Annotated in this window: 9 protein-coding genes; 5 read left to right on the top strand and 4 right to left on the bottom strand. The window is 71.2% G+C overall.

All coding sequences use genetic code 11. From position 1 onward, the window contains the following. The first annotated feature begins 64 nt into the window (after positions 1-64). The 3 genes from H291_RS0119000 (at position 65) to H291_RS0118990 (ending at position 2,595) form a co-directional block, all read left to right on the top strand. The gene (locus H291_RS0119000) at positions 65-706 is read left to right on the top strand and encodes a DNA-3-methyladenine glycosylase (RefSeq protein WP_020016600.1); all 642 of its coding nucleotides are present in this window, start codon (positions 65-67) and stop codon (positions 704-706) included. 117 nt (positions 707-823) lie between these two features. Continuing rightward, positions 824-1,186, top strand: coding sequence for a PadR family transcriptional regulator (locus H291_RS0118995; RefSeq protein ID WP_020016599.1), 363 nt, complete (start codon positions 824-826; stop codon positions 1,184-1,186). Beyond that, positions 1,186-2,595 (top strand): permease prefix domain 1-containing protein, encoded by a 1,410-nt coding sequence (locus H291_RS0118990; RefSeq protein ID WP_232216113.1) that lies wholly within the window; start codon positions 1,186-1,188, stop codon positions 2,593-2,595. The genes H291_RS0118995 and H291_RS0118990 overlap by 1 nt, the downstream gene beginning before the upstream one ends. Before the next feature lie 113 nt (positions 2,596-2,708). On the opposite strand, the gene H291_RS0118985 is transcribed toward H291_RS0118990, so the two are convergent. From H291_RS0118985 to H291_RS0118975, 3 genes are all read right to left on the bottom strand, one after another. After that, positions 2,709-3,689 (bottom strand): ATP-grasp domain-containing protein, encoded by a 981-nt coding sequence (locus tag H291_RS0118985; RefSeq protein WP_020016597.1) that lies wholly within the window; start codon positions 3,687-3,689, stop codon positions 2,709-2,711. A gap of 57 nt (positions 3,690-3,746) precedes the next feature. After that, positions 3,747-5,072, bottom strand: coding sequence for an MFS transporter (locus tag H291_RS0118980; RefSeq protein WP_020016596.1), 1,326 nt, complete (start codon positions 5,070-5,072; stop codon positions 3,747-3,749). Between the two features lie 97 nt (positions 5,073-5,169). Beyond that, entirely contained in the window at positions 5,170-6,492 is a 1,323-nt protein-coding gene (locus tag H291_RS0118975) for an alpha-L-fucosidase (protein ID WP_020016595.1), read from the bottom strand. A gap of 139 nt (positions 6,493-6,631) precedes the next feature. Here H291_RS0118975 and H291_RS0118970 point away from each other — a divergent pair, with 139 nt between their 5' ends. Together H291_RS0118970 and H291_RS0118965 are read left to right on the top strand one after the other, a co-directional pair. Continuing rightward, positions 6,632-7,438, top strand: coding sequence for an SDR family NAD(P)-dependent oxidoreductase (locus tag H291_RS0118970; protein WP_051109549.1), 807 nt, complete (start codon positions 6,632-6,634; stop codon positions 7,436-7,438). 36 nt (positions 7,439-7,474) lie between these two features. Beyond that, the gene (locus tag H291_RS0118965; RefSeq protein WP_020016593.1) at positions 7,475-8,320 is read left to right on the top strand and encodes a fumarylacetoacetate hydrolase family protein; all 846 of its coding nucleotides are present in this window, start codon (positions 7,475-7,477) and stop codon (positions 8,318-8,320) included. A 58-nt stretch (positions 8,321-8,378) separates the two neighbouring features. Here the strand turns inward: H291_RS0118965 and H291_RS30800 are convergent, their stop codons facing one another. Continuing rightward, positions 8,379-12,368, bottom strand: a complete 3,990-nt coding sequence (locus H291_RS30800; protein ID WP_020016592.1) for an Ig-like domain-containing protein — start codon at positions 12,366-12,368, stop codon at positions 8,379-8,381. Positions 12,369-12,396 lie beyond the last annotated feature (28 nt).

The following is a 12,396-nucleotide window of genomic DNA, read 5'->3' as shown; positions in this document are numbered from 1 at the left end:
GGATGGGTTCTCCCCGCGCCGTCTGCCCGGCGAGAATCGAGGAGTCAAGCTGAGCGACGCACCCATGGCCGTCCCGGTCCGCGAGTTCTACGCCCGCCCCGTGGTCGACGTCGCCCGCGACCTGCTCGGCGCCACCCTGACCCGCCGCACGCCTGACGGCGCCGTCACGCTGCGGATCACCGAGGTCGAGGCGTACGACGGCACCAACGATCCCGGCTCCCACGCCTTCCGCGGCCCGAGCCGGCGCAACGAGACCATGTTCGGCGGGCCCGGGCACCTGTACGTGTACCGGCACCTGGGCCTGCACTACTGCGCCAACGTGGTCTGCGGGCCCGAGGGGACGGCGTCGGCCGTGCTGCTGCGCGCCGGCGAGGTGACGGGACCCGGGCCCGAGGGGCTGGCGCTCGCCCGGACCCGGCGCCTCGCCTCGGGCGTGGCGCGCACCGACCGCGACCTGGCCCGCGGCCCGGCCCGGCTCGCCGTCGCGCTCGGCCTCGACCTGGCCGACGACGGCGCCGACGTCACCGACCCGGGAGGTGCGGTGGCGCTGGAAGTCCCCGCGACGCCGTCGGGCACCGTGCTGTCCGGGCCGCGCGTGGGTGTGAGCGGAGACGGCGGCCGCGCGGACCTGTACCCGTGGCGCTTCTGGCTCGACGGCGAGCCGACGGTCTCGGCCTACCGGGCCGCGACCCCGCGCCGGCGCTAGCGCTCCGCGGCCCCGAAAAACACAGACCCGGAGACTTGCCTGGTTCCTGACCTAGGACTCCTATGCCTAGTGCTGCTAGGGTAGGCATCCCTAGCAGCACTAGGCATAGGAGTGCAGGTGCACATCGACAAGGATCTGGTCGCGGCGTCCGCCACGCCGCTCGTCCTCGGCATCCTGGCCGACGGCGAGTCGTACGGCTACGCGATCCTCAAGCGCGTCAACGAGCTCTCCGGCGGCCGCATGGAGTGGACCGACGGCATGCTCTACCCCCTGCTCCACCGGCTCGAGCGCCTCGAGTACGTCAAGGCCACGTGGGGCACGTCCGACGTCGGGCGCCGGCGCAAGCACTACGCGATCACCGCGTCGGGAAAGGAGGCGCTCGCGGAGCGCCGCCAGCAGTGGGCCGTCGTCTCCGACGCGCTCAAGCAGGTGTGGCAGGACGTCCAGCCCGGCCCCGCCGTCGCGGAGGGGTGGGCCTGATGAGCGACCAGAACGGGAACGACGCCGGACCCGCCCAGCGGACGGAGCCCGCCGAGCACGTCGTGCTGGAGGAGCAGATCGACCTGTGGCGCGGGTACGTCCAGCGCCGTCGGGCGATCTCGGCTGCCGACGTCGACGAGATGGAGGACCACCTGCGCGGCCAGGTCAGCGACCTGACCGCCGGTGGCTTGGAGGACGAGGAGGCGTTCCTCGTCGCGGTCAAGCGCATGGGCAACCTCGACGAGGTGTCCCGCGAGTTCGCGCGCGAGCACTCCGACCGGCTCTGGAAGCAGCTCGTGCTCGTGCCCGAGGAGCCCGGCGACAGCGGACGCTGGCGTGAGCTGGCCGTCGTCCTGGCCCTCGCGGTCGGCGCCGGGATCGTGCTCAAGGTCCTGCTCGCCGCGACCGTCGGCAACGAGCTGGTGCTCGTGCGCAACGGCGTCTTCGCCGTCCTGCCGTTCCTGGCCGGGTACTTCGTGTGGAAGCGGCACGTGTCGTGGCGGGTGAGCGCCGTACTGCTCGCGATCACGACGGCGCTCGCGCTCGTGGTCAACCTCTACCCGTTCGAGTCCGGCCCCTACCAAGAGCCCGGCATGACCGAGTTCCTCGCGATCACCCACACGCCCGTGGTGCTCTGGCTCCTCCTCGGCGTCGTGTACGCCGGCGGTGCCTGGCGGTCGAGCGCGCGCCGTATGGACTTCGTCCGGTTCACGGGCGAGCTCATCATCTACCTCGCGCTCGTCGCGCTCGGGGGCGGGCTGCTCATCGGGCTCACCGTCGGCACGCTCAGCCTGGTCGGCGTCGACTTCGAGCCGTTCTTCGCGGACTGGCTCCTGCCGTTCTGCCTGCCGGGGGCGCTGCTGGTCAGCGCCTGGCTGGTGGAGGCCAAGAAGAACGTCGTCGAGAACATCGCCCCGGTCCTGACCCGCGTGTTCACGCCGCTGACCATCGTCATGCTGGTCGCGATGTTCGTGGTGCTGCTCGTCAACGGGCCGCTCACCGACGTCGACCGCGAGCTGCTGATCCTGATGGACGCGATCCTCGTGCTGGTCCTGTTCCTGCTGCTGTACTCGATCTCGGCCCGCGACCCGCACGCCCCGCCCGGGATCTTCGACTGGCTGCAGCTCGTCCTGGTCGGTGCGGCGCTCGCGGTGGACGCCGTGGCCCTGACCGCGATGCTCACCCGCATCGCCGAGTTCGGGTTCACCGCCAACAAGGTCGCGGCGCTCGGGCTCAACCTGGTGCTCCTGGTGCACCTCGCGTGGGCGGCGTGGCTGGCGACCGGCTTCGTGCGCGGGCAGCGCACGTTCGGCGCGATCGAGCGCTGGCAGACGGCGTACCTGCCGGTCTACGCGGTGTGGGCGACGATCGTCGTGGTCGCCTTCGGCCCGATCTTCGCCTTCGCCTGACCTACCCGCCGCTCGACCGGTAGTGCGCTTCTACCCAGCCATTGCGCCCGAAAACAGCGTGTTTTCGGGCGCAATGACTGGGTAGAAGCGCACCAACGGTCGCACCCGACCCGTCAGGTCGCCGGGTACGTCTCCTTCAGGACCCGCGCCAGGTGGCGCACGATCTCCCGCGGCCCCGACCTCGCCGTGCCTCGCTCGACGTCGCTGTTGTAGTTCGTGTTCGTGTTCACGTCGTACGTCAGCACCCGGCCGTCCGCCGTCCGGATGTTCTCGATGCCGGCCACCTCGATGCCGTGCCGCCGCGTGAACTCCAGGTACTTGGCCACCACCGGGTCGTCGTAGCCCTCGCGCTCCGAGAACAGCCCCCACTCGTCGTCGGGCGCCATGGAGATGGTCGCGCCGACCGGCGGGATCGGCCGGCCCGTGACCGGGTCGACGGCGCACGCGTCGGCCGGGCAGAGCTGGAACCCGCCCCGCTCGGTGTCGCCGCGGACGGCGTAGACCATCTCGCCGCCGACGATCTCCACGCGCGTGATGCCGCCGTCCGCCGCCACGACGTACTCCTGGATCAGCGTGATGCCGTCCACCGGCTCCTCGTACTCGTCGGAGGCGACGTGCTCGGCGAGGTCCTCGAACGAGTCGAACTTGCGCACGCCCAGGCCCTTGCCGCCCTGGTTGTGCTTGGTGACGAACGGCGTGGGGAACCCCTGCGCCGCCTTGAGCACCTGGTCGCGGCCGACGGCGGCCACGGTGCGCGGGGTGTCGATCCCGGCGGCGCGCAGCGCGGTGAGCTGGTCCACCTTGCTCATCTCGAGCTCCAGCACGCGCCGGCCGTTGACCGTGCGGCGGCCGTACGCCTCCAGCCAGGACAGCACCGCGCGCGAGTAGTCCTTGGTCAGGCCGTGGTCGCGGGTGTGGCTGCTCGCCGAGATGCGCGACCAGAAGATGCCCTCCGGCGGCGCCTCGTCCAGGTCGAGGACGCCGTCGGTGAGCACCCACTCCTCGAACTCGACACCCTCGGCCGCGAAGGCCTCGGCGAACGGCGGGAACCACTCGGGGTTCTCGTGCAGGGCATAGATCTTCGGAGCGCTCACAGGAACCTTCCGCACGGATGGCTGACGGCTATGGGACCCAGCAATACTTTCACGCCGTCAGCGCAGGTCGGCTGTGTCCTGTGGCACAGCCGACGTCGCCGGCCCCGCTGCCGCGACGGCATCCGCGGCAGCCTCCTCCGGTGCGGCAGCCGGCGCCGCGTCGACCTGCCCGAGCGAGCGCCGCGCCCCGGGGAACGCGAGGATCGCGCCCAGCACCGCCACCAGCAGCACGCCGGCCAGGATCAGCAGCGCCTGGACGGAGAACTGGTCGGCCAGCGGGCCGAACACCACCATGGACAGCGGCATCGCCACGGTCATCACGATGCCCACGAAGCCGAACACCCGGCCCTGCATCTCGGGTTCCACGCGCTCCTGGATGATCGTCAGCGCGGGGGTGTTGAGCGCCGCGAACATGACGCCGATCACCAGCCCGATCCCGAAGAACACCCACATGTTCGTGGCCACGCCCAGCCCGGCGACCAGCACGCCGGTGGCGAGCACCGACCCGACCATGAGGCGCACCCGGCGCGTGACCCGGGGCCCGACCGACGCCATGATGATGCCGCCCAGCAGCATGCCGCCGCCCCAGAACAGCTCGTTGGCGGTCAGCTTCCACACCTCGTCGCCGAACGTGCGGGTGACCATGAGCGGCGTGAGGTAGCTCGGCGCCCCCACCAGGAACATGACCAACGCGAACAGCGTGATGAGCCACCGCACGGGCGCGTTCGACCGGATGTACCGCACACCCGCGGCGAGGTCGCCGAAGTAGCTGACCGGCTCGCCGGCGTCGGACCGCACCAGGCGCGGCACCGCGACCAGCGCGAGCATCCCGACGCCGAGCAGCGCGGTCACGACGTCCACGAAGAAGACGGTGACGATGTCGAAGGACGCGTAGATCACGGCCGCCAGGGCCGGGGCGAGCAGCATCATGCCCGACTGGATGGACTGGAAGATTCCGTTGACGCGCATGAGCTGGTCGGTCGGGGTGATCTGCGGGATCATCGCGCTCACGGCCGGCGTCTGGATGCCGGCGAACACGGAGCGCACCGCCAGCGCGGCGTAGATGACCCAGAGCGAGTCGACGCCGCTGACCATGAGCAGCGCGAGCGCCAGGGTCGCCAGGGCGATGACGGTGTCCGAGCCCATGATCAGGAACTTGCGGTGGTGCCGGTCCGCCCACACCCCGCCGAAGATCGACACGAATGCCTGCGGCAGCATGCCGAACACGATGCTCAGCATGAGCACCGACCCGGACCGCGTCTCGATGGTCAGGTGCCACATGACCGCGTACATGACCACCATCGACCCGAACAGGGAGATGGTCTGGCCGGCGAGGAACAGCCCGACGTTGCGCTTCCAGCGGGGCATGTCGACGTCGCTCATGGCTCAACCCTGCCTGACGAGGGGGCGGGCCGCCGATGCTTTTTCAGGTTCATGCCCTGTCCGACGACGGCGCGCCCCCGAACTCATCGCAGGAGCCTCATCGCAGGAACAGCTCGACCACCGGCACCGCGACGTCGGGCCGCGCCGCGGGCAGGTGCAGCGTCAGGGTGCCGGGCGGCTGCCCGCCGGGCGTCGTGTTCCACGCCTTCTGGTCCGGGTCGGTGCGGGTGGCGCGCAGCTCGGAGCCGTCGTGCAGCAGCTGGGCGTACCGCACGCGGTCGGCCAGCCCGCGCAGGTGCACGTGCGCGAACGGCCACGCGAACAGGTGCAGGTACAGCCGGTCGGCGCGCTGCGTGAGCACGACGCCGGGCGGCAGCCCCGGCGCGAGGGCTTGGGCCAGCTCCGGCTCCGCGGGACCCGCCCCCGTGATGGAGCGGCCGTGCAGCCGGGTCCAGGCTCCGAGCGCCGCGAGCGTGGTCGCGTCGCGGGCCGGGATCGCGCCGCGCCCGTCCGGGCCGATGTTCAGCAGCAGGTTGCCGCCCTTGGCCACCGTGTCCACGAGCATGCGCACCAGCAGGTCCGGGTCCTTGAACCGGGTGTTGTCCCGGTCGTAGCCCCAGCTCCCGTTCAGCGTCTGGCAGGCCTCCCAGGTGATGGGCGTGCCGGCGTCGTCCCGCATGGGCTGGTCCGGCTGGTACTGCTCCGGGGTGACCAGGTCGCCCGGGATGCCGAGGCGGTCGTTGACCACGGCCTGCGGCTGCAGCTCGCGGACCAGGGCGAGCAGCCCCTCGGCGTCCCAGTCCTCGGGGTACTTGCCGCGCCACCCGTCCCGGTCGTGGGCGTAGGTGTAGTCGAAGAACACGTAGTCGACGGCGCCGTACCCGGTGAGCAGCTCGCGCACCTGCGCGTGCAGGTAGGTGCGGTACCGCGCCATGTCGCGGCCCTCGTTCAGGGCGTGGGCGTCCGGGTCGTCCCGGCGGGGGTGCACGAAGTCCACGGTGAAGTCCGGGTGGTGCCAGTCGATGAGCGAGTGGTACAGCCCCAGGCGCAGCCCCTCGGCCCGCACCGCCTCGGCCAGCTCCGCGACCAGGTCGCGCCCCCGCGTGCGCGCGACGGAGTAGTCGCTGACGGCGGAGTCCCACAGGGCGAAGCCGTCGTGGTGCTTGGTGGTCAGCACCACGTACCGCATCCCGGCGTCCTTGGCCGCTCGCGCGATCGCCCGGGCATCGAACAGGTCGGGGTCGAACACCTCCGCGTAGCGCTCGTACTGCTCGACGGTCTGGCGTTCGTTGCTCATCACCCACTCGTGCCGGGCCGCGGCGGAGTACAGCCCGAAGTGCACGAACAGGCCGAACCTGGCCTCGGTGAACCAGGTCCGGTCCAGGTGCGGCTGCGGGGCGGAATCGGCCGGCTGGGACATGTGCGGATCACTCCTCGTCGAGCGGTTGAACCCGAAGCGCGGGCAGAGGTATGACGTATCGCTTCGAGTAGGTCGAGCCTAGCGGGTCCAGAACGTGATCGAGCCCTACGAATTGGCACGGATCGGTGCTATAGATTGGATGAATCGCCATCGCAGCCGTTTTCCAGGAGGAGTTCCCGTGACCACAGCCCTTGAGTTCGACGGCGTCCGCGCCATCGTCACGGGAGGGGCGTCCGGTATCGGCGCCGCCGTCGTGACCGCCCTGCTGGAGCGCGGCGCCCAGGTCGTCGCGATCGACCGCTCCGCCGACGGCGTGCCCGAGGGCGCGAGCGGCGAGGTCGCCGACGTGACCGACGACGCCGCCGTCCGCGCCGCCGTCGAGGCCGCCGCGCGGCGCCTGGGCGGCATCGACGTCGTCGTCAACAACGCCGGCATCGGCGCCCAGGGCACCGTCGCCGACAACGACGACGCCGAGTGGCTGCGCGTGCTGGACGTCAACGTGCTCGGCATCGTGCGCGTCACCCGCGCCGCGCTGCCGTACCTGCGCGAGTCCGAGCACGCCGCGGTGGTCAACACGGCGTCCATCGCCTCCTGGACCGGCCTGCCGCAGCGCGCCCTCTACTCCGCGAGCAAGGGCGCCGTCCAGGCGCTCACGCTCGCGATGGCCGCCGACCACGTGCGCGAGAACATCCGCGTGACCTGCGTGAACCCCGGCACCGTCGACACACCCTGGGTGGGCCGCCTGCTCGACGCCGCCGCCGACCCCGCCGCCGAGCGCGCCGCCCTCGAGGCCCGCCAGCCCACGGGCAAGCTGGTCAGCCCCCAGGCCGTCGCGCACGCCGTCTGCTACCTCGCCAGCCCGCTCGCCACGGCGACCACGGGCACGGCGCTCGCGGTCGACGGCGGCATGCACGAGCTGCGCGTGCGGCCGCCCGAGCAGGCCTGAGCCCCTCTGCCCACCCGAACCGAGAACGAGGACACGATGCACCTGCTCCGCCTGGGCCCCCTCGGCCAGGAGATCCCCGCCGTCACCTCCGACGGCGTCACCTACGACCTGCGCCCGCTGACCGCCGACGTCGACGGCGCGTTCCTCGCCACCGACGGCGTGGCCCGCACCCGGGCCGCCCTGGCGACGGGGGAGCTGCCCGTGCTCGACGGCGCGGACGCGCTGCGCCGCGGGGCGCCGATCGCGCGCCCGGCCGCCGTCGTCTGCATCGGGCAGAACTACGCCGCGCACGCGCGCGAGTCGGGCGCGGAGCCGCCGCGCCTGCCGATCATCTTCTTCAAGCACCCCAACACCGTCGCCGGGCCGGACGACGCCGTGCCCCTGCCGCCCGGCGCCGAGAAGGTCGACTGGGAGGTGGAGCTTGCGGTCGTGATCGGCCGGCGCGCGAGCTACCTGCCGTCGGTCGAGGCGGCGCGGGAGCACGTCGCGGGCTACACCGTGGTGGACGACGTCAGCGAGCGCGCGTGGCAGCTCGACGACTCGCTCGGCCAGTGGTCCAAGGGCAAGTGCGGGCCGGGGTTCCTGCCCACCGGCCCGGCGCTCGTGCCGGCCGACGAGGTGGACCCGGGCGGCCTGCGCCTGCGCTCCTTCGTCAACGGGGAGCCGCGGCAGGACTCGTCGACGGCGGACATGATCTTCGACGTCGCCGCGATCGTGCACCACCTGTCGCAGTACATGGCGCTCGAGCCGGGCGACCTGATCTGCACGGGCACGCCCGAGGGCGTCGCCCTCTCCGGCCGTTTCCCGTACCTGCGCGACGGCGACGAGGTGACCCTGGAGATCGAGAACCTGGGCCGGCAGACCCACACCTTCACCTCCTGATAAGACGACGTGTCAGACGCTCAGACCCCTCCAGGGATCTGAGCGTCTGACACGTCGATCAGCTCGCCGGGGAGATGCTCATCTCGCCCGCCGGGCCCTGGCGATAGACCGTGAAGTAGCCCGGCGCCGCCAGCGGGTTGTCCGGGGTGTCGTCGAGGTAGCTCCACACCGGCTCGCCGTCCACGCGCAGCACCACGCGGGTGCCGCCCTCGACGGCCACGCTGCCGAACGTGATCTCGTGCGACGAGTTCGGCTCGATCACCGTGTTGGGGAACACGTCGATCATGAAGACGTCGGGCTTCCACCGCTGCATCTCGATGACGTCCTCCTTGATGACCACGAGGTAGCCCGAGCTGCTGTTGGTCCACACCGGGTTGCCCGCGGTCTTCGAGCGCACCGAGAACCCGAACCAGCCGCCGTTGAAGTCGCCGAACGACGAGTCGAAGCGCAGCAGCTCGTCACCGAACGTCGTCGGCGCGAACCCGGAGGCGCTGCGCGGGGCGAGCTTCGCCACGCCGTCCGCGACGGTCACCCCGCCGGACGGCGCCCACGCCGCCGCGTCGAGGATCTCCGCGCCCAGTTCGGTCACCGGGTGGTCGGCCGCCCGCACGGTCACGGTGGACGACGCCGTCAGGCCGGGCACGGCCGTCGACGTCGCCGTGACGGTCGCCGTGCCGGCCCCGACGCCGCGGACCGTGCCGTCGTCCGCCACGGTGGCCACCGTCTCGTCGCTGGAGGCCCACTCCAGGCCGGTGCGGGTCGCGTCGGCCGGGGTGAACGTGGCGTCCAGCTCCCACGTCTCGCCCGGCTCGATCGTGGCGGCCGACGGCGCGAGCGTCACGCTCGTGGGGTCCACTCCCACCAGCGAGAACGTCACGTCGTCGAAGTCCAGGGCCGTGAAGCCCTGCACGTAGAAGCCGACCTTGCCGGCGGCCGTGGGCGCCGGGTTGGCGCCCTCGACGACCACCTCGCCGTCGAGCAGGACCCGCACGCCGTCGGCCGTGACGACCACGCGCACGTCGTACTGCGTGCCCGGCGCCAAGCCCTCGCCCGCGGGCAAGGTCACCTGCTTTACCGTGCCCCATGCCGAGTCGAAGATCGTCCACGTGGACCCGGCCGCCGCGTGCCGGTACCGGACGTACCCGCCCGGTGTCGCGCCGGTGCGGTCGTAGACGAGCAGCTGCCCGCCCTCGGGCACCTCGGCCGGCGTCGTGACGGTGAAGTCCAGCGCGTACTGCGAGAACTGCCGGTCGAGCTGGGTGTTGGCACCGTTCTTGATGCGCAGCACGTGGTCGCCCGTGCCGTCGTCGACGATCGCGCGGTTGGCATCGGTGGGCCAGCCGTTCGCGCCCGACTCGAAGTCGGTCCGGTGCAGCACGCCGTCGCCGGCGGCCACGGTGACCGTCATCTCGTCGCGGATGTCCGGGTCGGCCTTCGACTCGACGGTCACGACCAGCTCGCCCGGCCCGATGGCGGTGAGCACGCCGGACGCGCTGACCGTCGCGACCTCCGGGTCGCTCGAGGCGTAGGTGACGGCCTGGTTCGTCGCGTTCCACGGCACGGCCTGCGCCGCCACCGAGAGCTCGTCGCCCAGGGTGATCGTGAGCTGGTCGCCGGGGAGTACGAGGGACTCCAGCGCCACCTCGTCCGGCGTCTGCGAGTGCCCCACGTGCCCGTCGGTGCCGATCTCGTCGAACGGGATGGCCTCGAAGCCGGGGATCTGGTCGAACACGTCGGCGTCCGCGGTGAACGAGTAGTCACCGCCCGCCGCGTCGACGAAGCCGGGGTCGGCGTCGGTGACCCAGTTGTCCCCGTAGTTCAGCAGGTTCTTCGTGTCCAGGGCGCCCTCGGCGTTGACGTCGGGGTTGCGGGTGCGGTTCGGGTTCCAGATCACGTTCCGGTCGAACGTGCTGTGGTCCGGGAAGTAGTGGTTGTCCTCGAAGAAGCGGCCCAGCTCCGGGTACTTCGTCAGGTACGGCGTGCCGACGAAGTCGCCGTTGTCCGCGAAGACCTTCTCCCACTTGGGCATGTAGACCCGGTCGACGGTGTTGCCCTCGCCGTCGCCCATCCACTGCGTGTAGTTGTCGTACGGCACGGTGGTGTCGACGAACACGTTGTTCACGGCGTCGATGTAGTCGGCCGAGCCGGACTTGATCGCGTCGTTGCCCATGTTCACGAACACGTTCTGCTCGATGTTCAGGTCCCACGTGAAGTTGTCCGCGTAGATGCCCTCCACGCCGTGCTTCGTCAGGCCCACGTCGTGGAAGTAGTTCTGCCGGAACACGTGGCCGCGCTGCTGCGGCGTCTCGCCCGAGTTCATGTAGATCGCGCCGAGGTCCTGGAACGTCTTGCAGACGTCGTAGACCTCGTTCTGCTCGAACAGGTGGTCGTTGCCGTGCACGATGATGCCCGGGTGCGGGGCGTCGTTGATCTCGTTCCCGCGCGCCACGTTGCCCACGCCGTCGAACATCACGCCCGGGTTGTAGGCCTTGTGGTAGTAGGCGAAGTCGTGGATGTGGGAGTCCTCGACCCGGTTGTTGCCGGGCGCGAGGGTGGTCTTGTTCCCGCCCTGCAGCACCACGCCGACGCCGCCCACGTGGCGGATGTCGTTGGAGACGACGGCGTGGTCCGTGCCGCCGCGGTTCACCGGGATGCCGTCGTAGGTGTACCGGCCGGGGGAGTTGATGAGCACCCCGCCGTCGGTGAAGTTCTGGATGTCGCTGTTCGAGACGGTCACGTGGCTGCCGCCGAGGATGACGGCGGCGTTCGCGCGCCCGTAGTCGAGCACCAGGTCGTCGAACGTCACGTACGAGGTGCCGTCCGTGCGGATCATCGGCTCGTCGAGCGTGGTGACGACGGGTGCGCCCCGCTGGGCGAGGAACGACGCGTTCGGCACCAGGTACAGGACGCCGGAGTCGCGGTCGATGAAGTACTCGCCGGGGGCGTCGAGCTCCTCCAGCAGGTTCTGCGCGAAGTGGAAGTCGGGGTACCAGGTCTTCATCAGGCCCGACATCTCGCCGTAGCGCAGCGTGATGGTGCGCGCGTCGGTGTCGATCGACTCGATCTTGTTGTACGACCACTCCCAGCTCTGGCCGAAGATGCCGTCCAGCCAGATGTCGTCGGCCTGGCCCCAGTGCTGCGGCCGGTCGTAGGAGTAGCTGAACGTGCCGCCCCGGTCCTGCAGGTCGGCGTCGTCCTTGGTGGGGCCGGCATCGACGATCTTGTTCATCTGGACGGTGTCCTGCACGGCGCCGGCGTTGGGCCAGCGGGCGAGCGTCATGTCCTGGCCGTCGACGTACAGCTCCATCGGCGGGGTGGTGCTGACGTCGTTGGCCTTCCAGTAGCCGTGCCGGCTGAGCTGTCCGTAGTCGTCGATGCCGAGCTCGCCCAGGTCGATCTGCAGGATGTCGTCGCGCGCCGACGTCTCGATGACGCGGTCGAGCACGGCCTGGTCGGTCACGGGGGAGAAGCCGTCGTACGGCAGCTCCTTGCCGCCGGAGACCGTGGCGGTCTCGCCCGGGTAGGAGCGGTACGTGATGGGCGCGCCCGCGGTGCCGGAGTCCTCGGCCCCGAGCGTGAACGACGCCGACCGCTCGTACGTGCCCTCGCGCAGGTAGACGGTCACGCCGTCGTCCGGGAGGTTGTCCGCGGCGCGCAGCGCGCGGATGGCGTCGCGTGCCGCCTCCAGCGTGGCGAGCGGGGCGGCCTCGGTGCCGGCGGCGGCGTCGTCGCCGTCCGGGGCGAGGTAGATCGTGCCCCGCGCGCCGGGGGCGTGCGGGCCCTTGCCGGGCTTGCCCGGCTTACCGGGCTTCGGCTTGCCCGGCTTCCCGTGGCCCTTCCCGTGGCCCTTGCCGTCCTGCTTGCCTTGCCCGGCCTGCTTGCCGGGGGAGGGCCTGTCGGGTCTGTCGGGTCTGTCGTCGGTGGTGATCGCGGGCGCGTGCTGCACCCCGGTCTGCGGGACCGCCGCGGCGGCCGCGCTGGTGGCTGCCGCGCCGACGACGCACGTGGCGACGGCGGCGGCGAGCAGGGCTGACAGTTGTCGCTTCATTGCGAGTGCTCCGACCTCTTCGGTGATG

Origin of the sequence: Promicromonospora sukumoe 327MFSha3.1 (assembly GCF_000385135.1) — a bacterium.
Classification (GTDB): Bacteria; Actinomycetota; Actinomycetes; order Actinomycetales; family Cellulomonadaceae; genus Promicromonospora; species Promicromonospora sukumoe_B.
Note: the sequence above shows the minus strand (reverse complement) of the source record. Positions and strands in the feature narration are given on the sequence as shown.